Below are 22,760 nucleotides of genomic sequence, written 5' to 3'. Positions count from 1 at the left end.
TTTTTGATGAATATTAGTGATTTGTCTTCACATATTTGTGCACACGTCATCCCCATCCGGTATACTAACAATAAATGGATAATCATAGATGTACATAGGAAGGATCAATCACATGAAAAACATGATGTTTCTAATGGCCGTTGTCCTCGGATTAGCAATACTTTTCGGGTTGAGATATGAATTCAATGTCATCGGGGATATGGGCTTTAGAATCGCGGCCATCCTTATGCTCGTATCGGTACTCGTCATTCGGTCGACTGCAAAAATTTCATTCTTCAGCCATTCATAAAAACAGACCGCGAATCCACATTCGCGGTCTGTTTTTTAGTTCGCTCGGGCTTCGAGCTGACCGGTCACATCTTCTAACGTGCTCGCGGTCGAGGCGAGGCGATCCGACATGTGGCTCAACTCTTTTTGGATGGCGACTTGTTCTTCGGTCGCGGCGGCGACGTGCTGAATCTGTTGCTGCAGTTCGCTCGCCGCTCGTTTTGTCGTCGCAAGGCGCGTCTCGAGCGTCTCCATCTGAGACGTCACGCGTTGACGTGTCTCTTGAATCGAACTGATTTGACCGTCGATTTCGGAGACATCTTCGGTCAAACGATGGAAGACGGCCGTCACATCGGCCGAGACGGTTTGACAGTTCTCGGTCGCGCGTTTGAACAACTGTGCCGAATCGCGGACGACAATCGTATCGTCCATCAGTCCACCGAGAACGCGGGTCATCTCGGCTGCATAATCTCGGGACTGGACGGCGAGCTTGCCGACCTCAGAAGCGACGACGGCGAAACCACGACCGGCATCACCGGCCCGTGCGGCTTCAATCGAGGCGTTCAAAGCCAGCATGTTCGTCTGGTCGCTGATTGTCTCGACGTGCTGCAGGATGGCTTGAATTTCGGTCGATCGGTTCGACATCGTCGTGACAACGCGTTCGAGTCGTTCCGATTCGCTAATGATTTCTTCGACTTTCGCCTCCATCCGTCGCATGTCGCCGTCCCCGGCGATGGCGTCGGCCGCAATCCGTGACGAAGCGGCAGCTGTTTGGGCCATCCGTTCTTGGATGAGCGCCGTGAGGGAGCGAATCGATTGAATCTCCTCGGCCCCGTGGTTCATCGACGTCTCTTGCTCGGTCGCGTGGGCGACGATCGGATCGACGGTGACGGCGATTTGTTCCCCGGACTGGAGCGACTGGTTGGCTGCCGTCTCGAGTTCGGTCGCATGTGTCTTCAATGTCATGACGAGTTGACTGGCGTCGGTGACGGCCTGCTGTAACAGACGGTGCGTCTCATCTTCCTGTACTTTGACACGCGACGACTCGAGGTTACGGAAGTAAATCTGCGCGATAAGCACGGCGCTCAGTAGGATGAGATAAATCGCATGGACGAGCAATAGGCTGAACGGATAATCGGCCGTCCCGCAAATGATTTCAGGAACCAAGAAATATCCAGCGAGATGTTGCACGGCGAAGATGACCGTACTGTAGACGATCAAATCGATGCGGCGCATGAACGACAAAATCGCCAAGACGACGAAAATCGAGAAATGATATTCGACGAGCCCTTGCCCACCGGCGACGGTCGAGATGCTCGCGAACGTGAGCGTCAGCATCATCAAGTACGGGAAAAGATGTGGTTTTACGCGCTGGCTGACGACCATGGCGATCAATAGTACGATTGGGACTGCAAACAGGACCCATGTCGCGATGGGATATGCGTAGCCGACGGCACCGTTTCGGAGCACGGTGTACGTATAGGCAAAATCCGTGAAGCGGTGGAGCAGATGGACGATAACAGACGTCAAGACGATGACGAACGTGGTGACGAGCATCAATTGATTGCGTTTTTCAGAACTCATGCAGATTCCTCCTGATAATAGGTCGATATAGCTACTAGAGTATCGTCCGATTGGCACGAATGTTTATCGTTTTTACACGCCGAAGCAAAAAAAAGAGAAGCGGATGCGCTTCTCTAGTCTGACGTGAGCCCGAGCCACCGTTTGACGGGTTCGCGGAAATAGTAGGTGACACCAATCAACGTGACGAAGACGAGGGCGGCGATGACGATCAAGGTGATGCTTCCCGAGGCTAGACTCGCCCCGAGAAAACTGTAGGCGAGCGTCCCTGGGATCATGCCGAGGACGGTCGCAAGGATAAACGATTTGAATTTGACTTTAGCGATCCCGCCCGCGTAACTGAGCAAATCGAAGCTGACGAGCGGGATGAGCCGTAAGACGAACACGTATAGGAAGCCACGTTGCTCCATCTGCGTGAACAGCTTCTCCGACCATGGATAGCTCTCGACCTTGAGCACGGACCTGCCGAACAGTCGGGCCATGACGTAACCGGTCACGGCCGCCGCCGTCGCCCCGAACAGGATGTAGAGGACACCCGGCCACACCCCGAAGGCGAGACCGGCCCCGAGTGACAGTACCGAAGTCGGCAAGAAGATGATTGGGCCAATCGCATAGATAAGGAAAAAGACGACAGGACCCCACCAGCCGAACGACAGGACGATGTCACGGATATCGGATGGACGGAGTTCATAGTGGAAATGAGTGATGTAGAAGATACTCCCGAACACAATGAGCATGAGACTAAGTTTGAGCCAGCGGGGCACAGATTACGCCTCCTTTCCATCAGTTCTTTTGTTTATCGTATCGCATTCCGTCTCCAAATGAAGGTGAGCCAGCTTACAAATGCGTCGGCAATGTGCGATTGTGCTCAATAGGGTGGCTAAAAATGGAAACATAGGTCAACGCATGTGTAAATACACTTCATTTCAAGCCTCTTTCCTACGATAAATCAGGTAGGGAGGGATCATCGTGAAAAATTTGAAGATGTCTAAAAAACTGACAGTATTGATCAGCGTATTCATCGCGACACTCGTTCTCGTCGCAGCACTCAGCCACGTCTTCATAGGACGCATGGCCGATGCGGGAGAATCGATTTATGAAGATCGGTTATTGCCGATTCGCGCCCTCGGTCAAATCCGGACGGATAACCGTGCCTTGGACGGGTATTTGCTCGAATTGATGCTGACGACGGATGCGTCTCGAAATGAAGAACTAGAGGCGAGTATTGAGGAACGGCGCGATAGCATCGGGACTAATCTTGAGCTGTTCAACGAGACGTTCGCCTCAACAGATGCCGAGATGCAAGGTCGAGTCGAAGACTTGAATGCCGAAATTGCAGCCTATCTCGAAGGGACCGAGCTCGTGCTTCAGCCGGTGCTTCGGAATGAGAACACGGCGGCCTATCGCGTCTATATGAGTGACTTGCGACCGGTCCGTCAAGACTTGGTCGAGACGGCAACGGTCGTCATGGACGGCATCAATCAAGAAGCCGAGACAGCAAGCACGACGATGCAGAACGAGCGGACGGAATCGGTCACGTTGTTCTGGGCGCTTGTCGCCATCGGGGCACTCGTCTCAATCGGGCTCGGCGTCTACATCACGCGCCTCATTGTCCGCCCAATCCGTGAATTGAATGGACTGATGAGCCGTGCTGGAGCCGGTGACTTGACGGTCGACAGCACGTACACATCGCGTGACGAGATCGGTTCGCTCGCCAACTCATTTAACGAGATGAAAGATAGTCTTCGCGACTTGATCGGCAACGTCACGACGACAGCCGGGCGCGTCGCGACGTCATCGGACGATTTGAAATCGAACGTCGAAGAGACGACAAAAGCGACAGAGATGGTCGCCGTCACAATGGAAGAAATCGCGTCGGGCTCGCTTCGTCAATTGACGCGTGTGAAGGAATCGAACAGTACGCTCACCGAACTGACGAATGGGATTCATCACGTCTCAAATAGCGCCCAACACATGACCGAACTGTCAGACGGGGCACTTCAAAAAGTCGGGACCGGCAACGAGTTGATTGAGACGCTCGAGTCCCAGCTCGAGGCGATGAACGAGAAAGTGAAGGCGTTGCAGACGGTCATCGGCCAACTCGACGTCCGCTCCCAAGAAATCGGCAGCATCACCGGTACGATTTCTGGCATCGCCGAACAGACGAACTTGCTCGCCTTGAACGCGGCCATCGAAGCGGCCCGGGCCGGCGACCACGGACGCGGTTTCGCCGTCGTGGCCTCAGAAGTCCGGAAACTCGCCGAAGAGTCGGCCAGCGCGACGAAACGGATCTCCGGATTGATTGGGGATACGCAGACGGAGACGAAACAAGCCGTCCAGACGATGCATGTCGTCGAGAGCGAGATGGGCCACAGCGTCACGAACGTCCAACAGGCTGGGCTAGCGTTCGAGGACATCAAGCGGGCGATTGAAGAGGTCGGTCAAAAAGTCGAGGAAGTGTCAGGCTCTGTCCAAGAGATGGTGGCCGGGGCGACCGAGATTTTACGATCGGTGAACGAGATTCAAGGCATCACGGAGACGACGGCGACCGACACCGAGAACACGTCGGCGGCGACGGAAGAACAGATGGCGTCGATGGAAGAGATCACGGCATCGGCCCAAGAGCTGTCGAACATGGCAGACGAGATGCGCCAAATGACAAAACGATTCCACGTATGACGGACAGGCAGGTCGCCCATCGACCTGCCTGCTTTTTTAGATTGAACTCCGTTTTATAGAATCGTAGCAACTTAGGGACCCTAGGCGTTAGTCACATTAATCTATCAGGCGAGGGTCATTGAGTGGATGAATTTACCATAGGCAGTTCGTCATAATCGACTGAATACTTTTTATGTAAAATGAATCAAATTGTAATAATCTGTTATCGAATTGTTGAATTTAATGTGAACTATGCTAGATTTTTATGTGTATCAACTCTTTGAATTTCAAAAATTTAACAAGAAAGAAGGAATGTGTGATGAACAAGAAGACAAAACGATTTGCGAGTTCAGCTTTAGTGGTCGGCGCGCTTTTAGTAGGCGCAGGGTCTGCCTCGGCAGCGACGTTCGGTACGGCATCTAGTGGGGCGTCTACAGAAGAATCATTCCAAATCAAGTACAATGGTGCTGCTTGGAACTACAGTAATTCAAAATACAAATCTACTTCGTTCAAATATACGCGCGACGGTAGAACGTTGTTAAGCAAAGTAGCCTACAGCACAAAAGTGACAGGCTCTGTTTGGGACGATTTGAGATGGGGAGACAAGTACACAACGAAGTTCAGCTGGGCTCGAGGCGCACTGAAATAAGTCTTCTGGTGAAGGTAGAGGGTGTGAATCAGACCCGATAGGTATGTTCCTACAGGGTCTGAATTCATGTCTACATGATGTGATGGATTTCTATGTTTAATGGAGTGGCAGCTTACTTTTTTAACTCATAAATTATAACTTACTGTTTTTTTTAGTTAGGTAGTTGGCATTTATTCATACGTGTTACCATAAATTTATAAATGCCATCTGTAAGGAGTAGGTCATGAAATATTCTTTATTTAGATTTAATGATGTGTTTGAAGCTTCTGCCATCTATCTCTTTTGTTTTGTCTCAAATTTGATATTGATGTATGTGCAGACTGTAGATTTAGAAGGTTCGTTTATCTTAATGTCATTCATTGAGAGCATTGTTGACTATCAATTGATCATCAGCATTCTTCTCACGTTTATTATGATGATCTTCCATTATCAATTTTTAAATCGGAGAAAAACAGAGATTTCTTGCCGCATCCTTGTCGGAGACACGAAACAAAAAGTGGTTCGTCGCTACATGTTAAATAGTCTAGCGATCTTGGGGTTCAGTTTTTTATTATCCCTTTCATTGAACTTTTACTTAGATTTGAATGTAACCAGCAACCTTTATCTCGTCTTGCTGTTTATCGTATATATATTAATTAGTGCAGGTCAGGTGAAAAGAGAATGAGAATTTTACACTTTTTTATAACAAGAATATTTTTGAAGCGATGGATCCTTGTTCTGGGAATGATCTTATTACTTTTCCTAGCGAATTACCTCTCTTTTAGTGCCACGCGTTCCATTATTTCGACTGCTCAAGGCTATCAAGAAATTGAAACGTTCAATCGAGAAGGGAATTATATCGCCAATTTAAATCCAGAGAGTGAAGCCGATTTTGATCGAATCGACATCAAGGAAACGCGAAAGCTTTATGAGTATTTAAATAACAATCATACATATGCCTTACAAGCTGACGGCTTTACGACCTCTTTAGAGAATGAACATGATATGGAAGTGTCGTTTAATTACATCAATGAAGAGGCGTACCAACTCAATCAATTCAAGTTGGCGCAAGGCGATCAGTTGAACTTTGATTATCAATTTAAACAAGATGACATTCCGGTTCTGATAGGTGGAGGTCTGGCTTCAACGTATCCGGTAGGATCTAAAATCGAAATCACGGATCCGGTCACCCAACAAGCGGTTGATTTGAGAGTGCAAGGGGTCTTGGAGAAAAATACGCACCGCTCGAACTTTTATGCACCGAATTCAAAGAACTACTATAACTTTTCAGTCATCGTCCCCGTCAACGAGCCGTTTATTCAAAGTGCGGGTCTTGACCTCCACTTGAACGGTTTGATGGACATCGTGTTGCTCGATTCGACGAAAGAAGAAGCAACGAAGTTGAATGAACAGATTCAGAACAATCTAGGGTTGGACTTTAACTTTTTTAGCCAACAAGAAAACTTTAATTACTTTGAAGATTATTATGTAAGCTCTTTGAAGATGATTAGTGCGATTACGCTCGTGTTACTCGTCGTCATTGTGTGTCTGGCGACTTGGAATACATTAATCAGTGTTCGGCTCATGATTAAAGATTTTACGGTCAATTTATTAGTGGGATTAAGTTACTCCAAACTGAGAACCATTTTTTATAGCTACTTTGCGATTTTGTTCTCGATCAACCTCGTCATCTTATTCGCAATCACCGCCTTCAATCGATACGGTTTTTGGATGAGGAAAGATTCGATTTTTGCCACGTATGGGGTATTTGGCTTAATCAGTATGGATTGGATCGCTTTCTTAGGTGTTCTATTGATTGACGTGATCATAGGGGTGATGATTGTGGAACTGGCGCTCAAAAAAATCAAGGGTATTCCAATCTCGGTGGGGGTTTTGCAATGAGTAGCATCATCAAGTTAGAAATTCAGAAAAAAGCGTTCGATAAGAAAGGATTTTCCATCCTGCATGATTTTGAATTAGAGGTTCAACCGGGGGAAAAGCTCTCGATTATAGGGGAGTCTGGCGTAGGGAAGACCTCGTTGCTCAATATAATCGGGTTGCTGGATACACGTTACCAAGGGAGCTATGAGCTATTTGATTCATCTGTTCAGGGGCTGTCACGGGATACATTAGCGAAATGGCGCAATCAAAAGATTGGATTCGTGCTTCAGGAATCGGCACTCATTGATTCGCTGACCATCGAGGACAATATTAAGTTACCGCTCATGTATGCCAATCTTGAAAAAGACCCACGCGCCCAGGAACACTTCAAGCGGATTGTGAGTAAGATTGGAATCGAGTCCATTTTGAAGAAGAAACCGTTGGAATGTTCGGGCGGACAACGGTCGCGAGCTGTTTTTGCGAGGGCTGTCATTATGAATCCCCAAATCATTTTATCCGATGAGCCGACTGCGTCACTAGACCCGGAAAACAAAGAGCGCATCATCGATTTGTTGTTTGAGATGAATCGCGAGTTCAATACGACAGTGATTACCGTGACACATGATTTGGACGTGGCCAATCGTCACGAGCGAATCATTAAGCTGAAAAGGAGCGAATAAAATGGGATTCATCGCAATGGTCTTGTCCTTCCTATTCGGTATCTTCTTTACCGTGATTGGTGTGGTTCGTAGAAAACAAAACATGTTTTACAAATTGTTGATTGTCTTAGGGGTAGCTCTCCTAGTTGTAGCAGTATATCTGGCAAGGCCGCAATGAGGACGGACTCAATCCGTTTCCGACTATGGGGGAAGCGGGGAAAATAAGGAATGCCAAACAGGCAGGTCGACAATCGACCTGCCTTTTTTAACGTGACTCGTACGCCGCAATCCATTGTTCTGGTGTCATCTTCGAGACGAGTTCACCCATCAACTCATATGGGATATGCTTCACGTTTTTGAAGCGGATACAGCTCTTGCCCATGTTCAATTTCGTCGGCACTTGGGCGGCGTATGACTCCTCGAACCAGCGGAGCAGTTCCGGGTCGCTATAGACGCCCATATGATACACGGCGACATGGTTCTTCTGGGCGATGACGCTCAAGAACGGGAGCGGGGTGCCCGGCGTGACGTGATACCCGGACGGATACGTCGATAGCGGGACGACATAATGGATGCCGTTCCCGTCGGTCGTCTTCTCGAACCCGGCCGGTAAGTTCGCATCGATGACGTCAATTAAACGGATGAAAGCGTCGAGCCGCTTGTCGTCGACGAGTGTCGTATAGTCCATCAGACGTCGCCTCCTCGTAAAATCTTCGCCATCGCTTTGCCTTTGGCCAGTTCATCGACGAGTTTGTCCAAATAGCGAATCTCGCGCATGAGCGGCTCCTCGACATTCTCGACGCGGACGCCGCAGACGACGCCTTTGATGAGGGCGCGGTCTTCGTTCATCTTGGGCGCAGCGGCGAAGAATGTGTCAAAGTCGACCTCGGCAGCGAGTTGGCGCTCGAGTCCGGCCTCGTCATAGCCCGTCAACCAGCGGATAATCGTATCGACTTCGTTTTTCGTCCGGCCTTTCCGTTCGGCTTTCGCGACGTAAAGCGGATAGACGCTCGCAAAGCTCGTCGTGTAAATGCGGTGTGCCATGAAATCCCCTCGTTTCGTGGAATGATACCTTCATTTTCTCACACATTCGAAAGACGTACCGAGAATATTTTTTGTTGCAAATGCAACCAAAACAACTATACTAGACGTAACGTATTGTAAATACAACAATCAGGAGGACTATATGAGAGACCAGTTGCGTGAAATCGGGATGATTGCCCGTTCCCTCGACTCAATCAGCAATATCGAGTTCAAAGAGCTCGAGCTGACGAAAGGGCAATATTTATATTTGGTCCGGATTTGTGAGGAGCCGGGCATCATTCAAGAAAAGCTCGCCGAATTGATCAAAGTCGATCGGACGACGGCGGCGCGGGCGGTTCAAAAGTTGGAGACGAACGGGTTAATCACGAAGCAGGACGACCCGCACAACAAGAAAATCAAGCGGCTCGTCCCGACTGAACGGGGCAAGGCGCTGTACCCGGTCATCATCCGCGAGCATGAGCATTCGACGGATGTCGCGCTCGCCGGGCTGAGCGACCAGGAAGCCGAGCAGCTGCTTCGGCTGTTGAAGCGGGTCCGCCACAATATCGAAGGGGACTGGGATGCCGTGAAAAAAGGGAAGAAACGAGACTACTAGGGGGAATAATCATGATCACCATCAAAGCTTGTACAATCGAAGACGTTGACGCACTTCGCACCATCAGCATCGAGACGTTCACGGAAACGTTCGAAGCCGAGAATGACCCGGCGCATCTGGCCGCGTATCTCGAGCGGGCGTATAACGTAGCGCAACTTAAAAAAGAGCTTTCGAATCCGGACTCACAGTTCTTCTTCGCCATACTCGACGGGGAAGTGGCTGGTTACTTAAAAGTGAACGCCAACAACGCCCAGACCGAGGCCATGGGCGAAGAGGCGTTCGAACTCGAACGGATTTATGTGCGACGGAAGTTCCAAGGTAGTGGCGTCGGCAAGGCGTTGTACGCCCAGGCCATCACATGCGCGAACGAGCTGAATAAGCGTGAAATCTGGCTCGGTGTGTGGGAACATAACCATAAGGCACTCGCCTTTTACCGAAAGCACGGCTTCGTTCAGACCGGGGCGCACACGTTTTATATGGGTGACGACGCTCAAGTCGATTTGATTATGGCCAAGCCGCTTCGTCCGTGACCCATTCCAGTATGCCTGACAAGTCCTCGTAGACGGCGTCAGGGGCCAGGTCGGGCATATCGACCGGTTTGCCGTCGCGGTTGATCCAGGCGGTATGGAATCCGAAGTTCTTCGCACCGGCAATGTCCCAACCGTTCGAGGACAGGAACAGCACCTCGTCCCGCTTCAACCCGCTGTTCTTGAACCAGTGCATGTAGGCGGCCGGTGACGGCTTGGCTTGTTTGATGCCGTCGATGCTGACGAGTTCGTCGAACAGGTCGGTGAAACCGGCGTTTTGGATGAGTTCCGCGAGCATCGCGTCCGTCCCGTTCGAGAGAACGATGGTCTGTTTATGATGAAGTTGGTGCAAGACGTCTTCAACCTCTTCATATGGCGACAGGTCGGCGTAAGTGGCAATCAATGCGTCCTCCGTCTCGATCGTCCACGTCACTTCGGCCGCTGACAATGCATACCGGAGCGCGTCGCGCGTGACGACGGAGAAGTCCTCGTAGCGCCCCATGATGTGGCGGGTAAAGAAGTAGTCGAGCTGTTTCGTCCGCCACGCCTGGCTGATTTGGTCACCTTTTCCGGGGAACTGTTCGTCACACGCCGTCTTGACGGAATGGACGTCGAACAAGGTCCCATATACATCGAACACGAATGCTTTAATCGTCGGTTTCATAGAGATCCCTCCTTAGTTGAATCGCGTCATCTACTCTTTACCCTAGTTGGCATGAATTATACGGGAGGGCCAGTCAGTTGATCAACGAACCAGACAAGAGGAATACGATGTACGTCCCAAAACTTTACGCCGTGAACGATCCGAGAGAAGTGCACGATTTCTTGAAGGCGCATCCGTTCGGCACCATCGTCACGTATGATGGCCAAAAACCGATCGCGACGCACGTGCCACTCCGTTTCCATGAGGAAGAGGGCCGCGTCTGGTTCACCACACACATCGCCAAAAACAATCCACAGTGGCAAACGATTGAAGACCAGACCGTCCTCTTGATCGTCCAAGGTCCGGATGCCTATGTGTCGGCGTCGTGGTACGGACATGAGGACGTATCGACGTGGAACTATCAGGCCGTCCATGCATACGGACAGGCCACCATTTTAAATGCGGACCAACTCGATGAAGACTTGGCCGGACTGCTTCAAGACCATGAAGGGGACCGGGAGCACGCCGTCGTCTGGGAGGAACTGTCCGAGCCGGTGCAGCAGCAGAAATATGGCGTCGTCGGGTTCCGCATCGACATTTCGGACATGCAGGCGGCGTTCAAGCTGAGTCAGAATCGAAACGAAATGGATTATACACGTATCGTCTCGGAGCTCGAGCGGGAAGGGTGTCCGATCGCGGATGTGATGCGTAGGCAACGATAATTTCGATTCATTGACCGGACGTTCGATTCTCGTCTACCCAAGGGAAGCAGTGAGGCGTATCATCAATCGTGGAATCAAATTCAATGATGAAGCGAGCGAAGACAGATGAACAAGAAACGGTTGATGAGGTTGCTAGGTTGGCTAATTGTGATTTTGGCTTTGGTTGAACTGGCGACGGATTGGCCAGACCCACCGAATCCACCGATTGAACACGCGTTTGAAGAACCGATTGCGTTTCCTTTTGAAATCACTCGGCGCTATAGTGAGATTGATATCGCAAAACCGCACCACATGCATCAATTCGTGTTTCACTATGTGAACGAGGAGACGACACAGGAGTTGCGCTACATCGTCCATAAAGTCGTCGATGAACCTGATGACATGGAAGATATTTCGTCATACGGAGACCAATATGTACTTGCGGACGGGACATCTGCTTTCTATGATGAGGCGGAATCGACGTCCCAAGGGTTATGGTGGATCAACAAAAACGGATTCACTGCCCGAATCATCTACTACATCGATGGCAACTCCATCGAACTTGACGACGAGACCCGCTTACCGGTCCAACAACTGATCAACTTGGCCAATCAAACGTTATGACGAAAGCCCGCGTCTCACCAGTTGAGAAAGGCGGGCTGTTTCTATTTTCCGAAAGATATCTTGAAGTTCAGATTGACAGCGCTACTCGATTCATCCTATACTCATAACTGATAATGATTATCAATGTCGGCGTAAAACGTTGTCATACAGAAAAAGGGGACTAGGACATGAACAGCTACAAGAAATTGCTACATATGTTCATCATCATGTCTGCCTTCGTGCTCGTGCTCGCAGGATGCGGCGCGAACAATGAAGATGCAGCCACGACAGATGAGTCTGCCGAAACGGCAGAAGGCTATCCGATTACCATCAAACACGCGTTAGGCGAGACGGTCATCGACAAGAAGCCGGAACGCGTCGCAACGGTCGGTTGGTCGAACCAAGACGTCGCGCTCGCGCTTGATGTCGTACCAGTCGGTTTCTCGGCTGCGAACTACGGAGTCCAAGACGGCAGCGGCATGTTGCCGTGGACGGCTGACAAGTTGAAAGACCTCGGTGAAGAAAACCCGAACATCTATCAAGATACGGACGGTCTCGACTTCGAAGCGATCGCCGACTCACAGCCGGACGTCATTCTTGCCGCCTACTCAGGTATTACGCAAGAAGATTACGACACGTTGACAGAAATCGCACCGGTCGTCGCATACCAAGAGACGCCTTGGGTGTCATCATGGCAGGACACGGTTCGTTACGACTCAATGGCCATGGGCATGGAAGAAGAAGGCAAACAGTTGATTGAAGACACAGAGAAACTCATCGCCGACAAGGCAGCTGAAGTACCGGAGATGAAAGGGAAGAAAGCGGCATTCGTCGCGCTCAGCCCAGACGATCTCTCGAAGTTCTACATCTACACGACTGGTGACCCACGCGGTGCCTTCATCGAAGAACTCGGCATGGAGTACCCTGAGAACATCACAAGCCAAATCAAAGATGAGAACAGCTTCTACCTCGAGCTCAGCTCAGAGAACGCTGACATCTTGAACGACGTCGACATCTTCGTCGCCTACGGGAACGAAGAGACGTTGAAAGCACTTCAAGCTGACCCGCTCTATAGCAAAGTGCCGGCCATCAAACGCGGTTCGGTCGTCATGATCGAAGATAACACGCCGCTCGCGGCTGCTGGGACACCATCACCACTCTCGATCGAATATACGATTGACGACTATGTGAAACTCGTGTCAGAAGCACTCGCGAAAGTCGAGTAATCAAATGAATATGCCGAAGAAGTTACACACGCCGAAACGGTTCGGGCTCCTCCTCGTAGGGTCGCTCGTCCTGCTCGTCGTCTGTATGCTCGCTTCGCTTGCTTTCGGCTCACGGACAGTCGGATGGGATGAACTGCTTGACGGTTTATTCCGTCCGGCTGTTCAGTCGTATGAAGCGGACATCGTCCGGCAGCGGGTCGTTCGGACGGTGTTCAGTTTCATGTGCGGGGCAGCACTCGGTGTCTCGGGCGCATTGATGCAGTCGGTGACGCGCAACCCGATCGCCGACCCGAGCATTCTCGGAGTCAACACGGGAGCGGCGCTGTTCGTCGTCGTCGGGATCGCCTTCTTCAACATCTCGACCGCGAGCGACTATATCTGGTTCGCGCTCGCCGGGGCGCTCTTGACGGCGGCGTTCGTGTTCGGCATTGGGTCGCTCGGGCGGGGCGGTTCGACGCCACTCAAACTCGTCTTGGCCGGCGCGGCGACGAGTGCGGCCTTGTCGTCACTCGTCATGGCCATCATGATTCCACGCTCGAACGTCATGGACCAGTTCCGGTTCTGGCAAGTCGGTAGCGTCGGGGCCGGGACGATGGATTCGATTATGACGTTCCTGCCGTTCTTTATCGGCGGTATCGTCATCGCCATCTTGGCGGCACCGTCCCTCAACATCTTGGCGCTCGGGGAAGAGCTCGCCACAGGTCTCGGTGTCCGCATCGGCACGTTGAAACTGATCGCCTCGTTCGCAGGTGTGATTTTGTGCGGGGCGGCGACGGCACTGGCTGGACCAATCGGCTTTATCGGTCTCTTGGCGCCGCATCTCGTCCGCTTGGTCATCGGAGCGGATGAACGGTATATCATCCCGATGTCGGCACTGACGGGTGCGATTTTATTGACGTTCGCTGACGTGGCAGGACGGTTGCTCGGCAGTCCCGGGGAACTCGAAGTCGGAATCGTCACGGCGTTCGTCGGGGCACCAATCTTGATCGCCTTGACGATGAAAGTGAAGGTGCGTGGCGTATGACGAACCAATCGATTCAACCCATCATCCATAACAGTCGCAAGCGTCGGCAACGGACCGTCTTCGTGACGCTTGTCTTGTTCGCGCTGGCCCTTACGTTGAGCGCGACGATGCTCATGCTCGGCAATACGATTTATCCCGTCGCAGACGTCATCCGTGTCTTGTTCGGGGAACAAGTACCGGGCGCCTCGTTCGCCGTCGGCACGATCCGTCTGCCGCGCATGCTCGCCGGCGTCTTCGCCGGACTCGCGTTCGGAATCGCCGGCACGGTGTTCCAAACGATGCTCCGTAACCCGCTCGCCAACCCGAACGTCATCGGCATCACGACCGGTTCGAGTGCGGCAGCCGTGTTCGGTATCGTCGTCTTACAGGCGAGCGATACGTTCGTCTCCATCATCTCGATTATCGGCGGGTTATTGACCGTCCTCGCCATCTACTTCTTGTCGAAAGGCGCCGCCTTTTCAATCGGCCGGCTCGTCTTAGTCGGCATCGGGATTCAAGCGATGCTGACAGCGGTCATCAACTATCTGTTGCTCATCAGCCGCCAAAACGATGTCGGGACGGCGATGCGCTGGTTGAGCGGTAGCTTGAACGGGGTGAAGATGGAGACGCTCCCGCCGCTCATGATCGCGGTCGCGCTCTGCCTCCCGGTCATCCTCCGACTCAGCCGACAGCTCCAGATTTTAGAGCTCGGGGAGATGACGGCGACGTCGCTCGGTGTCAAGACGAACCAGACGCGCGTCCTGCTCATTGTCGCCTCGGTGCTCATGCTGGCGCTCGCGACGGCGACGACCGGACCGATCGCGTTCGTCGCGTTCTTGGCAGGACCGATTGCGAAGCGGCTCGTCGGGGACGGGCGTTCGACGATCATTCCGGCGGCACTCGTCGGGGTCATCTTGGTACTCGCGGCCGATCTCATCGGTCAGTTCGCCTTCACGGCCCGCTACCCGGTCGGTGTCATCACCGGCATGGTCGGAGCGCCGTATTTGATTTATCTCTTAATCCGGATGAACCGGAGAGGGGAGCTATAACGAGAAATGAGCCACATCCCGCGTAGGATATGGCTCATTTTTTGGTTTAATAGGCGGTCCAACCGCCGTCGATGGCGACGACTTGACCGTTGATGAAACTCGATTCGTCCGAGCCGAGGAAGAGGGCGAGTTGAGCAATCTCTTCCGGTTGTCCGATGCGTGGGTTGATGGCCATCCCAAGTTGCTGGCGACCGAACCCGGCCTGGCTCATGTTCGTCATCGTCGAGCCGATGTTCGTCGCGACCGCGCCCGGTGCGATTCCGTTACAACGGATGTTTTGGTCGGCATACATGAACGCCGTGTTCTTCGTCAATCCGACGACGGCGTGTTTTGACGCCGTATAGGCCGCGCCGGCCCGAGCGCCGTACAAGCCGCCGGCCGAGATATTGTTGACGATGACGCCGTGACCTTGCTTCGTGAACAAGTCGACGGCAATCCGCATCGATTTCATGACCGACACCGTGTTGACGGCAAAGATTTTCTCCCAGCGCTCGTTCGAGATCTCACCGACCGGTTCCATCCCGTCCATGATGCCGGCGTTGTTGACGAGGATGTCGACTTGACCGAACGTCTTCACCGTCTCATCGAACAACTGCTGCAACGCTTCTTCAGACGTGACGTTCGTCTGGATGGCGAACGCTTCGCCCGAAATCCCCTCTACGACGGCCTGTGCCCCGTCGAGATTCATATCCGAGACGACGACGCGAGCTCCTTCTTTCGCGTAAAGCTCCGCGATCGCTTTCCCCATTCCTGATGCTGCACCTGTGACAATCGCCACTTTCCCCGATAACCGCATGACTGTCTCCTCCTTTAATTGAACATGTGTTCAATAACTATTATAATGAATGTTGGAAAGCGCTTACAATCATCAAAAAAGAGACGTTCTGTTGAATAATCAACACTTCCAGCCATAACTGTTGAGAGGAATGTGCAAACTATGAAGCCGGACTTGCGTGTCGTCAAAACAAAGCGAGCGCTCCATGAGGCGCTCGTCGAATTATTGAAGAATCATTCGCTCGAACAAGTGACGATTTCAGCACTTTGTCGTGTGGCAAATGTCAATCGGGGCACGTTTTATTTGCATTACGCACGGGTCGAGGACGTATTCGAGGAGTACTTCCAAGAAATCACGGCCGACCTCGCCAAATCGTATGAGGAGCCGTATCGACATGTGAAGCTGCTCAATCCGCGTGAACTCGAACCGTCGACGATCCGCATCTTTCACCACGTCCAGACGTACGTCGACTTCTATCGCATCGTCTTTTCGAAAAACGTACCGCTCGCGTACTATTACATGTTGTTCGACGAAGTGCGCAAGTTGCTCCTCCGCGACACGGCGGCGCACAAGCAAGATGAGATTGACCATGAGTTGTTCTGTTCGTATCAAGCAAACGCCATCGTCGGGATGATCATCCATTGGGCCGAACACGACTTTGCGGCCACCCCGGACGAGATGAACGAGCAGTTGGCGCACATATTGCGCCTCGATTCCGGCCGCCGTGTTTAGGTGGCCGTTTCCCGTTCATCGAACAGCTCTAAAAATGTTGAGGCGACGTTCGACAGGATACTCCCGCTCTTCCAAATCAAATGGACGGAAGACGTGAGCGGGGGATGGAGCGGGACGAACACCAACTCGGTCCCTTGCGTGTTGATGATCCCGTCGAGGCAGAGCGCGTGGCCGATGCCTTCCCGGACGAGGAGTGAGGCGTTATAGAGCAGGTTGTACGTCGCGACGACGTCCGTTTCAGTCAAATCGACGCCGAGCCGGGCCGACAAATGCCGGTCGACGAGCGACTGCTCTGACAAGATGAGCGGCAAGTCGAGCAAGTCCTCGGTCTCGATGGCATGCTTTTGTCCGATTGGGCTGTCGCGGCGCGTCATGATGCCCCAACGATCGACGTGGGGGAGCTCGCGCGAGGCGTACGTGGCCAGGTTGATCGGCTCGATGACGACCCCGAAATCGAGGATGCCTCGGTCCAGCTTGTCGATCACGTCGTCTCCGTTGCCGCTATACAGGCGCAACTTGACGTCGGGATGAAGCTGTTTCATCTGTCGGAACGTCTCGATGACCGAGGTGAGCGTCTCCGTCTCACCACCGCCGATGTACAGTTCTCCGCTGACGGGTGTCGCCGTGTTCAAGTTGATCGAGATCTTATCGGCCAGACGGACCATCTCTTTGGCGTGTTCGGCCAAATAGTAGCCTCGTTCCGTCAGCGTGACGCCGCCTTGGCTCCGCTCGAACAACGGTCCACCGAGACTGTCCTCGAGTTGATGGATTTGCCGTGACAGCGCCGGTTGCGACAGTCGTAAATGTTCGGCCGCGCGCGTGATGTTCCTTTCGCTCGCGACGGCGAGGAAGTACCGTAGTTGTTGTAGCTCCATGTCATCCCTCCATGCGTTTTCGTTATGGTTCTTAATCAAATAGTAGCATTAGACATGATGCTTGTCCGTTCCTATACTGAAGTCAATCAAAGGAGGAATGGATTATGACCATCAATAAAGTTGTCATCATCATGGGGGCGTCGAGCGGGATCGGCGAAGCGACGGCCCATCTATTGGCCGAACGGGGCGCGAAACTCGTGCTCGCCGCCCGTCGTCTCGACCGGTTGGAAGCCATCCAAGCGAAGCATCCCGAGGCTGACATCGTCATCCAGCAAGCCGATGTCACGGACTACGCAGCTGTCGAGGCGGTGGTGAAGACGGCACTCGACACGTTCGGGCATGTCGATGTCTTGTTCAACAACGCCGGGATCATGCCGACCGCGCCACTTGTCGACGGGCGCCGTGACGAGTGGCAGGCCATGCTCGATGTGAACGTGACCGGGGTGTTGAACGGGATTGCCGCCGTGCTTCCAATCATGGAACGTCAACAGTCGGGTCATATCATCGCGACGGATTCGGTGGCCGGCCACGTTGTCTATCCGGAGTCGGCCGTCTACTGCGGGACGAAGTTCGCGGTCCGCGCCATCATGGAAGGCTTGCGCCAAGAACAGCGGGAGAACAACGTCAAATCGACGATCATCTCACCGGGAGCCGTCCAGACCGAGCTGTACAACACGATCAGTGACAAACAAGCCGCCCAGGCGCTCCATGAGGCGCAAACCGAGTGGGGATTGACGAGCGAGGACGTGGCTGAAGCGGTCGTCTACGCCATCGACACACCGGACCGGGTCTCTGTCAGCAACCTCATCATCCGTCCGACGAAACAACAGGTGTGATGATGGGTAGCGGATTGAGAGAACGCGTGTCCGGTCGAACGATCGCTGCGGGCGAAGCCGTCTTTGAAGAGATTCATCACATTCAACGAGCCATCGAGCCGACGCTCATGCGCCTGAATTATCAGTACTTGCCGAAAGACGAGTTCCAGCGGACGCTCTCGGAGTTGCTCGGGCAAGACGTCGCGGACTCGGTCACGGTGCTACCGCCGTTCTATACCGATTTCGGGAAACACATCACGCTCGGGACAGACATCTTCATCAACCGTGGCGTCATGTTCACCGATCTCGGCGGCATCGACATCGAGGACCACGTCTTGATCGGCCCGTTCGCCAAGTTGCTGACGGTCAATCATCCGACCGACCCGACCGAACGGCGCGGCTTGATCACGAAGCCGATTCGTGTGAAACGTAACGCCTGGATTGGGGCCGGGGCGACGATTTTGCCGGGTGTCACCATCGGCGAGAACGCCATCGTCGCAGCTGACGCGACGGTGACAAAAGACGTCCCGGACAACGTGACGGTCGCCGGGACACCGGCCCGTATCGTTCAGACGTCATGAACGTCATCCGCCTCGGATTGGTCGCTTCCATGGTGTTTCTCGCTGGGTGTGGGGACGACACGGTGAGGAAGCCGGAGAATCAGGAAGGAGTGACGTCACAAGTGGAAGAACTAAACGTCTCAATACGTTTCGAAACCAACCCGACAGCCGAAGCGCTCCAAGCCCGTCTGCCACTCACGTTGTCGATGCAGGACTTGCATCAGAACGAGAAGTATTTCTATTTCGACGAACCGTTCCCGACGAACCCGGAACGTGTCGGTTCGATTCGGGCCGGGGATGTCATGCTGTATGGAGATGACTGTCTCGTCTTGTTTTATAAAGACGTCGAGACAAGCTATGCATATACGCGCATCGGTCGGGTCGAGGATTTTGCGACGCTTGAACCGCTGCTTGGGAGCGGGACGGTCGAGCTGACGTTTCAAAAATGATAAAAGATTGTGACCGCTTTCAAAATTTCATTGACTTCTCTATCGCATGAGGTGTATGCTAAAAATCCTGCCCAAAAAAGAGAGGCCGGGAACTGGCATCAGTTCATTTCGAGTCAGAGAGGACAATGATCCCATGAACCAACAACAATTAGTCGAGCGTGCCCGCCAAGTGAAAGAGAACGCCTACTCGCCGTATTCGAACTTCCGCGTCGGAGCAGCGCTTCTCATGAAGGACGGTACGGTCATCGACGGTGTCAACGTCGAGAACGTCTCATTCGGTGCGACGAACTGTGCCGAGCGCACGGCCATCTTCACAGCGGTCGCGCAAGGCTATAAAAAAGGTGACTTCGAAGCCGTCGCGGTGTCAGGCGACACGGTCGACTTCTTGCCGCCATGCAGTATCTGCCGCCAAGTGCTCGTCGAGTTCGGCGACCCGGACTTCAAAGCGCTGCTCACGAACGGCAACGCCGACGTGAAAGAAGTGACGCTTGAAGAGCTCGTCCCGCTCGCATTCACAGAGTTAGAGATGTAATAGTAATGCCCCGCATCCATCGATGCGGGGCATTCTTTATTGATTCGGTTCCCACGGATTGAAAAAGTTGTACGCGGGATGCACCCCTTCTAACGTCCGGAACTCATAGTCGCGTTCTTTCGCATAGCGGATAATCGTATCGAGCGCTTGCGGTGTCATCGAGTGATCGTGCGCCAAGATGATGGAAGCAATATTCATCTCGTAATTCGCCTCGAGCCGATTGAACACACGTTGCTCAATCGGAGCGTTGTCTTTCTTATAGATGTGATCGAGGCTGCCGACGTTCCAGTCCCAAATCTCAAAACCGGCCTCGTCCATCGCTTGCCAGTGCGCAGGCGTCATGCCTGCGTCACTACCGTAAATCGTACGGGCCATGTTCGTATGGATGCCCGTCACTTCGTAAATGAGACGTTGCACGTCCTTCATTTGACGAACGGCCGTCATCGGCGACGCATAAAACTCCTCGCGCACGTGTGTCATCCCATGCAAAGCGATGAGGTGCCCTTCGGCGACGATGCGTCGGATGAGATGCTCATTCCCCTCGATGTTCTTCCCAAGGATGAAGAAGGTCGCTTTCACCCGATGCTTTTTCAAGACGTCGAGCAACGCTCCCGTCTTCCGATTCGGCCCGTCATCGAGCGTCAAATAGATGAGACTGCGGTCGTTATAAGCTTTCGGTTTCGGGATCGCCGCCTGAGATAGGGAGCTGATTAACAAAAAGATGGACATGAGTAAAATGACGCGTTTCTTCATTCTAACAAAACTCCCTCGAGGCAAAAAACGGGTGACATGGCATCGGTATGAAGCATAGAATACCACAAACAGGAGTCAAAAATGAAGCTAAAAATGCCCCTGACGTGGAAGGTCAGGGGCATCGTATCGTTATCGTGAAATCGTCTCGCCGTCTTCTGGAACGATGAGTTGATCGGCGAAGCTGTGTGATGTCGCATAAGCACGTAAGTCAGGACGCGACAACTTCCAATGATTGACCGCTTCCATATGGACCGCGATAATCGTCGCGGCTGGAGCCGCCTCATGCACATGGCGGACGTCCTGTTCGTTCATGACGAGCGACCCGCCTTCGACGAATTGGTTGTCCCCGGCGTTGACGACGATGACTGCTGGTTGATGCGTTTGAATCGTCTTGGCGACTTCGTCATACCAAACCGTGTCCCCGGCGACATAGAGCGTCTGTTCCGAAGGATGGGTGAAGACGACACCGCACACGTAACCGGCCATTTCTAAAATCGGACCGCGACCGTGCTCTCCTGCTGTCTTCGTGAGGCTGATTCCTTCGAATGCTGTCGTGTCGCTCAACACGGTCACGTTCGTGAAGCCGTCGCCTTCGATGACAGTCAAATCGTCCTCGTTTTGCACGAAGAGCGGGATCGCTTTCGGCAGAACTTGTTTCGCGACCTCGTCGTAGTGGTCGAGATGCAAGTGGGTCAAGATGACGGCGTCGACGCCTGTCAGAATGTCGTCAATCGCGATTGGCAGGTCGGCCAATGGATTAGCGTCTTGCCGTTCCGAGTTCGGGAACGGGGGATAGGCACCCTTCTCCCCGAGGAACGGGTCGATGAGGAACGTTTTCCCGGCGTATTCGACGCGGAGTGTGGCATTACGGATCAGTTGTACGTGCATAGAAAAATCTCTCCTTTTAGCTATAATGTATGTACAGTCTACCAAGCAGCCGTCTTTTCATACATAACACGAATCAAGTGTTTGGACGGATTGGCTTGAATCGTGAAAGGAGTCACCTATGCTCGATCCAACAGATCGCCTCATCATCGAGGCGTTACAGGCGAACAGCCGGATAACGATGAAAGAGCTCGGGGCACACGTACACTTGACCGGACAGGCGACGGCGACGCGCGTCAAGAAGCTCGAAGACCTCGGCATCATTGAAGGATATACGATTCGCGTGAACGAGGACAAGCTCGGGCTACCGGTCCACGCGATGATCACCATCTTTACGTCGAGCACATTCCACGACCCGTATCTCATGTTCCTCGAGGAACACCGGCCGTACGTCCGCAATAACTACAAGGTGAGCGGGGACGGCTGTTACGTCTTGGAATGCCGATTCCCGTCGAACCAAGAGCTGAACGCCTTTTTGGACGGGCTCAGTAAGTACGTCAATTATAAGTTGTCGATTGTCATTAACTGACGAAGGACCTGTGAATCGTTTGATTCACAGGTCCTTTTTAATGTCTTCGTCCGGCGCGGATGATGAAGCGGTATTCTTCACTCTTGAAATACGTTTCTGTGAACTCAAACCGACTGCCATCCATAAGAAACGAATAGAGTTCGACTTTGAGTACGGGCGTTCGTTCACTCACTCCGAGCATCTCGGCAATCTCTTTTGTCGGGAGCACCGGGATGAACTCTTGGACGCTGTCCGCAATCTTGAACTGTTTGACTTCTTCGATATAGGCGTACTTCGATTGCGACATCACTTCGTACGTCAAGTCGGGGAACAGCTTTAGCGGCAAGTATGTGTCCTCGACGATGAGCGGTTCGCCGTCTGCGAATCGTTGGCGCCTCACGTAGAAGACGAGCTCGCCATCTTCGAGTTCGAGTGCCTCTCGCACTTTCTCACTCGGTGGCTGCAACGTGAAGGTGAGTACTTTGTTCGTCACTTCTTTCCCTTCTCGTTTCATGTCTTCCGTGAAGCTTTTTAATTCGTACATGTTGTGTTCAATCTTTTCGGACTGGACGTATGTGCCGCTGCCCTGTCGTTTCCATAAGAGACCTTCCTCTTGGAGCAATTTGACCGCCTGCCGGACAGTCACTCGACTGACGCTGAACTCTTCGACGAGTTGAGCCTCGGTCGGAATCGCCTCACCGGGCGCCCACGTGCCGGACTCGATAAACGTGCGCATTTTGTGGGCGACTTGTTGGTAGAGCGGTGATTTTGCTTTCATGACTGACCCTCCGATTTCGACCTGAATTCATAC

At 52.6% G+C, this 22,760-nt stretch carries 27 protein-coding genes; 17 read left to right on the top strand and 10 right to left on the bottom strand.

The features are described 5' to 3' along the window. Nucleotides 1-324: 324 nt before the first annotated feature. Nucleotides 325-1,851 (bottom strand): methyl-accepting chemotaxis protein, encoded by a 1,527-nt coding sequence (locus KNP82_RS07255; RefSeq protein ID WP_214714405.1) that lies wholly within the window; start codon nt 1,849-1,851, stop codon nt 325-327. Nucleotides 1,852-1,964: 113 nt separating this feature from the next. Next, the gene (locus tag KNP82_RS07250; RefSeq protein ID WP_029594738.1) at nt 1,965-2,612 is read right to left on the bottom strand and encodes a TVP38/TMEM64 family protein; all 648 of its coding nucleotides are present in this window, start codon (nt 2,610-2,612) and stop codon (nt 1,965-1,967) included. A 205-nt stretch (nt 2,613-2,817) separates the two neighbouring features. Between KNP82_RS07250 and KNP82_RS07245 the strand changes: the two genes are divergently transcribed. The 4 genes from KNP82_RS07245 to KNP82_RS07230 all read left to right on the top strand — a co-directional run bounded on the left by KNP82_RS07245 (nt 2,818) and on the right by KNP82_RS07230 (nt 7,695). Beyond that, entirely contained in the window at nt 2,818-4,527 is a 1,710-nt protein-coding gene (locus KNP82_RS07245; protein ID WP_214827539.1) for a methyl-accepting chemotaxis protein, read from the top strand. Between the two features lie 298 nt (nt 4,528-4,825). Beyond that, nucleotides 4,826-5,155 (top strand): hypothetical protein, encoded by a 330-nt coding sequence (locus KNP82_RS07240; protein ID WP_029594741.1) that lies wholly within the window; start codon nt 4,826-4,828, stop codon nt 5,153-5,155. A gap of 660 nt (nt 5,156-5,815) precedes the next feature. Beyond that, nucleotides 5,816-7,036, top strand: coding sequence for an ABC transporter permease (locus KNP82_RS07235; protein ID WP_029594743.1), 1,221 nt, complete (start codon nt 5,816-5,818; stop codon nt 7,034-7,036). After that, complete coding sequence (locus KNP82_RS07230; RefSeq protein ID WP_029594744.1) at nt 7,033-7,695, top strand: ABC transporter ATP-binding protein; 663 nt, start codon at nt 7,033-7,035, stop codon at nt 7,693-7,695. Before KNP82_RS07235 ends, KNP82_RS07230 begins: the two co-directional genes overlap by 4 nt. A 244-nt stretch (nt 7,696-7,939) precedes the next feature. Here the strand turns inward: KNP82_RS07230 and KNP82_RS07225 are convergent, their stop codons facing one another. Further along, nucleotides 7,940-8,362 (bottom strand): DUF1801 domain-containing protein, encoded by a 423-nt coding sequence (locus KNP82_RS07225; RefSeq protein ID WP_131471386.1) that lies wholly within the window; start codon nt 8,360-8,362, stop codon nt 7,940-7,942. Further along, nucleotides 8,362-8,718, bottom strand: a complete 357-nt coding sequence (locus tag KNP82_RS07220; protein ID WP_131471385.1) for a DUF2200 domain-containing protein — start codon at nt 8,716-8,718, stop codon at nt 8,362-8,364. Before KNP82_RS07220 ends, KNP82_RS07225 begins: the two co-directional genes overlap by 1 nt. Before the next feature lie 142 nt (nt 8,719-8,860). On the opposite strand from KNP82_RS07220, the gene KNP82_RS07215 reads away from it, so the two are divergent. Both KNP82_RS07215 and paiA read left to right on the top strand, forming a co-directional pair. Beyond that, the gene (locus KNP82_RS07215) at nt 8,861-9,313 is read left to right on the top strand and encodes a MarR family winged helix-turn-helix transcriptional regulator (protein WP_214798729.1); all 453 of its coding nucleotides are present in this window, start codon (nt 8,861-8,863) and stop codon (nt 9,311-9,313) included. 8 nt (nt 9,314-9,321) lie between these two features. Further along, the gene (gene paiA, locus KNP82_RS07210) at nt 9,322-9,843 is read left to right on the top strand and encodes a spermidine/spermine N(1)-acetyltransferase (protein WP_131471383.1); all 522 of its coding nucleotides are present in this window, start codon (nt 9,322-9,324) and stop codon (nt 9,841-9,843) included. Here paiA and KNP82_RS07205 read toward each other — a convergent pair. Next, entirely contained in the window at nt 9,818-10,504 is a 687-nt protein-coding gene (locus tag KNP82_RS07205) for a haloacid dehalogenase type II (RefSeq protein ID WP_131471382.1), read from the bottom strand. The genes paiA and KNP82_RS07205 overlap by 26 nt on opposite strands. Before the next feature lie 77 nt (nt 10,505-10,581). Between KNP82_RS07205 and KNP82_RS07200 the strand changes: the two genes are divergently transcribed. The 5 genes from KNP82_RS07200 (at nt 10,582) to KNP82_RS07180 (ending at nt 15,065) form a co-directional block, all read left to right on the top strand. Next, a complete protein-coding gene (locus KNP82_RS07200) occupies nt 10,582-11,205 on the top strand; it encodes an FMN-binding negative transcriptional regulator (RefSeq protein ID WP_251128682.1) in 624 nt (207 codons plus the stop codon). Between the two features lie 105 nt (nt 11,206-11,310). Continuing rightward, entirely contained in the window at nt 11,311-11,808 is a 498-nt protein-coding gene (locus tag KNP82_RS07195) for a hypothetical protein (RefSeq protein ID WP_131471380.1), read from the top strand. Nucleotides 11,809-11,975: 167 nt separating this feature from the next. After that, nucleotides 11,976-13,013, top strand: coding sequence for an iron-siderophore ABC transporter substrate-binding protein (locus tag KNP82_RS07190; protein ID WP_131471379.1), 1,038 nt, complete (start codon nt 11,976-11,978; stop codon nt 13,011-13,013). A gap of 10 nt (nt 13,014-13,023) precedes the next feature. Beyond that, on the top strand, nt 13,024-14,037 hold the full coding sequence (locus tag KNP82_RS07185) for a FecCD family ABC transporter permease (protein ID WP_034797063.1): 1,014 nt from the start codon (nt 13,024-13,026) through the stop codon (nt 14,035-14,037). Further along, on the top strand, nt 14,034-15,065 hold the full coding sequence (locus tag KNP82_RS07180; protein ID WP_029594756.1) for a FecCD family ABC transporter permease: 1,032 nt from the start codon (nt 14,034-14,036) through the stop codon (nt 15,063-15,065). The genes KNP82_RS07185 and KNP82_RS07180 overlap by 4 nt, the downstream gene beginning before the upstream one ends. A gap of 46 nt (nt 15,066-15,111) precedes the next feature. Here the strand turns inward: KNP82_RS07180 and KNP82_RS07175 are convergent, their stop codons facing one another. Beyond that, nucleotides 15,112-15,861: an SDR family oxidoreductase gene (locus KNP82_RS07175; protein WP_214827536.1), complete on the bottom strand. Its 750-nt coding sequence runs from the start codon at nt 15,859-15,861 to the stop codon at nt 15,112-15,114. A 141-nt stretch (nt 15,862-16,002) separates the two neighbouring features. On the opposite strand from KNP82_RS07175, the gene KNP82_RS07170 reads away from it, so the two are divergent. Beyond that, nucleotides 16,003-16,572 (top strand): TetR/AcrR family transcriptional regulator, encoded by a 570-nt coding sequence (locus KNP82_RS07170; RefSeq protein ID WP_021066231.1) that lies wholly within the window; start codon nt 16,003-16,005, stop codon nt 16,570-16,572. Here KNP82_RS07170 and KNP82_RS07165 read toward each other — a convergent pair. After that, nucleotides 16,569-17,447: a LysR family transcriptional regulator gene (locus tag KNP82_RS07165; protein ID WP_214827532.1), complete on the bottom strand. Its 879-nt coding sequence runs from the start codon at nt 17,445-17,447 to the stop codon at nt 16,569-16,571. The two genes, KNP82_RS07170 and KNP82_RS07165, sit on opposite strands and share 4 nt — an antisense overlap. A 104-nt stretch (nt 17,448-17,551) precedes the next feature. On the opposite strand from KNP82_RS07165, the gene KNP82_RS07160 reads away from it, so the two are divergent. From KNP82_RS07160 to KNP82_RS07145, 4 genes are all read left to right on the top strand, one after another. Next, on the top strand, nt 17,552-18,283 hold the full coding sequence (locus KNP82_RS07160; RefSeq protein WP_021066233.1) for an SDR family oxidoreductase: 732 nt from the start codon (nt 17,552-17,554) through the stop codon (nt 18,281-18,283). After that, nucleotides 18,283-18,843, top strand: a complete 561-nt coding sequence (locus tag KNP82_RS07155; RefSeq protein WP_198922689.1) for a sugar O-acetyltransferase — start codon at nt 18,283-18,285, stop codon at nt 18,841-18,843. Before KNP82_RS07160 ends, KNP82_RS07155 begins: the two co-directional genes overlap by 1 nt. Then, complete coding sequence (locus KNP82_RS07150; protein ID WP_029594760.1) at nt 18,840-19,271, top strand: cyclophilin-like fold protein; 432 nt, start codon at nt 18,840-18,842, stop codon at nt 19,269-19,271. Before KNP82_RS07155 ends, KNP82_RS07150 begins: the two co-directional genes overlap by 4 nt. Before the next feature lie 133 nt (nt 19,272-19,404). Next, nucleotides 19,405-19,803 carry a cytidine deaminase gene (locus KNP82_RS07145; protein ID WP_029594761.1) on the top strand — a complete coding sequence of 133 codons (399 nt, stop codon included), beginning with the start codon at nt 19,405-19,407 and terminating at the stop codon, nt 19,801-19,803. 36 nt (nt 19,804-19,839) lie between these two features. On the opposite strand, the gene KNP82_RS07140 is transcribed toward KNP82_RS07145, so the two are convergent. Both KNP82_RS07140 and KNP82_RS07135 read right to left on the bottom strand, forming a co-directional pair. Further along, on the bottom strand, nt 19,840-20,556 hold the full coding sequence (locus KNP82_RS07140; RefSeq protein WP_029594762.1) for a polysaccharide deacetylase family protein: 717 nt from the start codon (nt 20,554-20,556) through the stop codon (nt 19,840-19,842). A 129-nt stretch (nt 20,557-20,685) separates the two neighbouring features. Continuing rightward, nucleotides 20,686-21,444, bottom strand: coding sequence for an MBL fold metallo-hydrolase (locus KNP82_RS07135; protein ID WP_029594763.1), 759 nt, complete (start codon nt 21,442-21,444; stop codon nt 20,686-20,688). Between the two features lie 118 nt (nt 21,445-21,562). On the opposite strand from KNP82_RS07135, the gene KNP82_RS07130 reads away from it, so the two are divergent. Next, nucleotides 21,563-21,970 carry an Lrp/AsnC family transcriptional regulator gene (locus tag KNP82_RS07130; RefSeq protein WP_029594764.1) on the top strand — a complete coding sequence of 136 codons (408 nt, stop codon included), beginning with the start codon at nt 21,563-21,565 and terminating at the stop codon, nt 21,968-21,970. A 37-nt stretch (nt 21,971-22,007) separates the two neighbouring features. On the opposite strand, the gene KNP82_RS07125 is transcribed toward KNP82_RS07130, so the two are convergent. Beyond that, nucleotides 22,008-22,727, bottom strand: a complete 720-nt coding sequence (locus KNP82_RS07125; protein ID WP_029594765.1) for a GntR family transcriptional regulator — start codon at nt 22,725-22,727, stop codon at nt 22,008-22,010. Nucleotides 22,728-22,760 lie beyond the last annotated feature (33 nt).

This window comes from Exiguobacterium sp. s26, from assembly GCF_018618235.1.
GTDB lineage: Bacteria > Bacillota > Bacilli > Exiguobacteriales > Exiguobacteriaceae > Exiguobacterium > Exiguobacterium chiriqhucha.
Note: the sequence above shows the minus strand (reverse complement) of the source record. Positions and strands in the feature narration are given on the sequence as shown.

Excerpts from the sequence above, each read along its gene's own strand:
- KNP82_RS07235 (WP_029594743.1), top strand. The coding sequence starts at position 5,816 with ATGAGAATTTTACACTTTTTTATAACAAGAATATTTTTGAAGCGATGG.
- KNP82_RS07185 (WP_034797063.1), top strand. The coding sequence starts at position 13,024 with ATGCCGAAGAAGTTACACACGCCGAAACGGTTCGGGCTCCTCCTCGTA.
- KNP82_RS07220 (WP_131471385.1), bottom strand. The coding sequence starts at position 8,718 with ATGGCACACCGCATTTACACGACGAGCTTTGCGAGCGTCTATCCGCTT.
- KNP82_RS07255 (WP_214714405.1), bottom strand. The coding sequence starts at position 1,851 with ATGAGTTCTGAAAAACGCAATCAATTGATGCTCGTCACCACGTTCGTC.
- KNP82_RS07135 (WP_029594763.1), bottom strand. The coding sequence starts at position 21,444 with ATGCACGTACAACTGATCCGTAATGCCACACTCCGCGTCGAATACGCC.
- KNP82_RS07155 (WP_198922689.1), top strand. The coding sequence starts at position 18,283 with ATGATGGGTAGCGGATTGAGAGAACGCGTGTCCGGTCGAACGATCGCT.
- KNP82_RS07165 (WP_214827532.1), bottom strand. The coding sequence starts at position 17,447 with ATGGAGCTACAACAACTACGGTACTTCCTCGCCGTCGCGAGCGAAAGG.
- KNP82_RS07170 (WP_021066231.1), top strand. The coding sequence starts at position 16,003 with ATGAAGCCGGACTTGCGTGTCGTCAAAACAAAGCGAGCGCTCCATGAG.
- KNP82_RS07145 (WP_029594761.1), top strand. The coding sequence starts at position 19,405 with ATGAACCAACAACAATTAGTCGAGCGTGCCCGCCAAGTGAAAGAGAAC.
- KNP82_RS07160 (WP_021066233.1), top strand. The coding sequence starts at position 17,552 with ATGACCATCAATAAAGTTGTCATCATCATGGGGGCGTCGAGCGGGATC.
- KNP82_RS07125 (WP_029594765.1), bottom strand. The coding sequence starts at position 22,727 with ATGAAAGCAAAATCACCGCTCTACCAACAAGTCGCCCACAAAATGCGC.
- KNP82_RS07240 (WP_029594741.1), top strand. The coding sequence starts at position 4,826 with ATGAACAAGAAGACAAAACGATTTGCGAGTTCAGCTTTAGTGGTCGGC.
- KNP82_RS07230 (WP_029594744.1), top strand. The coding sequence starts at position 7,033 with ATGAGTAGCATCATCAAGTTAGAAATTCAGAAAAAAGCGTTCGATAAG.
- KNP82_RS07215 (WP_214798729.1), top strand. The coding sequence starts at position 8,861 with ATGAGAGACCAGTTGCGTGAAATCGGGATGATTGCCCGTTCCCTCGAC.
- KNP82_RS07195 (WP_131471380.1), top strand. The coding sequence starts at position 11,311 with ATGAACAAGAAACGGTTGATGAGGTTGCTAGGTTGGCTAATTGTGATT.
- KNP82_RS07225 (WP_131471386.1), bottom strand. The coding sequence starts at position 8,362 with ATGGACTATACGACACTCGTCGACGACAAGCGGCTCGACGCTTTCATC.
- KNP82_RS07180 (WP_029594756.1), top strand. The coding sequence starts at position 14,034 with ATGACGAACCAATCGATTCAACCCATCATCCATAACAGTCGCAAGCGT.
- KNP82_RS07130 (WP_029594764.1), top strand. The coding sequence starts at position 21,563 with ATGCTCGATCCAACAGATCGCCTCATCATCGAGGCGTTACAGGCGAAC.
- KNP82_RS07140 (WP_029594762.1), bottom strand. The coding sequence starts at position 20,556 with ATGAAGAAACGCGTCATTTTACTCATGTCCATCTTTTTGTTAATCAGC.
- KNP82_RS07205 (WP_131471382.1), bottom strand. The coding sequence starts at position 10,504 with ATGAAACCGACGATTAAAGCATTCGTGTTCGATGTATATGGGACCTTG.
- KNP82_RS07175 (WP_214827536.1), bottom strand. The coding sequence starts at position 15,861 with ATGCGGTTATCGGGGAAAGTGGCGATTGTCACAGGTGCAGCATCAGGA.
- KNP82_RS07190 (WP_131471379.1), top strand. The coding sequence starts at position 11,976 with ATGAACAGCTACAAGAAATTGCTACATATGTTCATCATCATGTCTGCC.
- KNP82_RS07150 (WP_029594760.1), top strand. The coding sequence starts at position 18,840 with ATGAACGTCATCCGCCTCGGATTGGTCGCTTCCATGGTGTTTCTCGCT.